At 39.9% G+C, this 1,208-nt stretch carries 2 protein-coding genes; both read right to left on the reverse strand.

Features of this window, described 5'->3' with window-relative positions; genetic code table 11:
- A partial coding sequence (locus QI30_RS20075; RefSeq protein WP_148113932.1) for a hypothetical protein occupies positions 1-276 on the reverse strand: 276 nt, incomplete at its 3' end.
- A gap of 11 nt (positions 277-287) precedes the next feature.
- Positions 288-1,208, reverse strand: a 921-nt coding sequence (locus QI30_RS20080) for a type IV secretory system conjugative DNA transfer family protein (RefSeq protein ID WP_158621117.1), incomplete at its 5' end; no start/stop codon positions are given.

The raw sequence follows: 1,208 nt of genomic DNA on the forward strand, positions 1-1,208 counted from the left end.
CATGATACTTGCCTTTAATGCACTGACGATAATTTCAGCAATATTACTTTCATTATTGGTCGCTTCATTTAGCATGGCGTTCAATATTCTAAATAGCACAATCGCCACAAGTAACACACCGCCAAAAACAGCGAAAATACGATATACGTCTAAAAACAAGCCACTGAGCGCCTCATGGTTAAACAGCACCTCTGCTAAAAACTTAAAAACCGCTGTCAGTAAATCATTTAACCATTCATTTAACATATCCATAACTTTATCTTGAATGAAATTCACTACAGCTCACCTCATTTATTAGGCTCACTTCCTGAAATATTTAAGTCACCGTTTAATTCCTCCAACGCACTTTCAAATGTGACCTCCTGCTCCACGACCTCAAAGCCGAAAAAGTCCTTCTCCAACTGTTCCTGCTCGGTTTGCTTGGCTACTGCCTTTTTCGCAATATCTTCCTCAAATGCTTGCTGAGCGAGCGTCAGCTTTTGTAGTTGCTCTGCTGAAGGCTTTGCATGATAATCAAACTGACTGACTTCATATTTTTCTGTTACGCCAGGAAACAATTGAAACTGAAAGGCTTTCTTTACTTGAATGGGTGGCTTATGCTGAAATAAAATGATGCCTATATCAGCTGGCATTTGCATAATTTCGCCCGCTGTCATTAAATCACGGGCTGCAAAGCTTTCATTTTCGCTCATGCTACTCGTCCGGTTCTCCTTACCATATTGCTTCGATTCAGATTCCGTATCTACTTTAACGGTCGTTTTATCAAGCAAGTCCTTAAAATAAGTAGCCGTTGTCCGATTGGCAGCGTTCAAGCATAATTTAATCCCACAGTTCCCTAAAATGGACTCTGCCTTTTTATCGCCGTAACGATCCTGAAGCTGCGAAATCGTTTGAATAATCGTCGCAACACTAATGCCGTAACCACGACACGTTGCTAAAAATTCCTCGTAATTATCAAACTTCCCGAGATTGACAAACTCATCTAAAATAAAGTTCACATTCCGTGGTAACCTCGCATGGTGTAGTGCTGCTAACTCGTACAATTCATTAAATAACTGACTAAAGAACAAGTTCACTAAGCTCTGCCATGACTGGTCCATCAACGGAATTATTACATACAGCATCATTTTCTTTTGCCCAATATCCATTAAATGAAAATCGCTGAAACTCGTAAATTCAGCCACTTCGCTATCAATGTAGTCAGAAAT

This window comes from Candidatus Kurthia intestinigallinarum (assembly GCF_003991225.1).
In the GTDB taxonomy this organism is placed as follows: Bacteria; Bacillota; Bacilli; order Bacillales_A; family Planococcaceae; genus Kurthia; species Kurthia populi.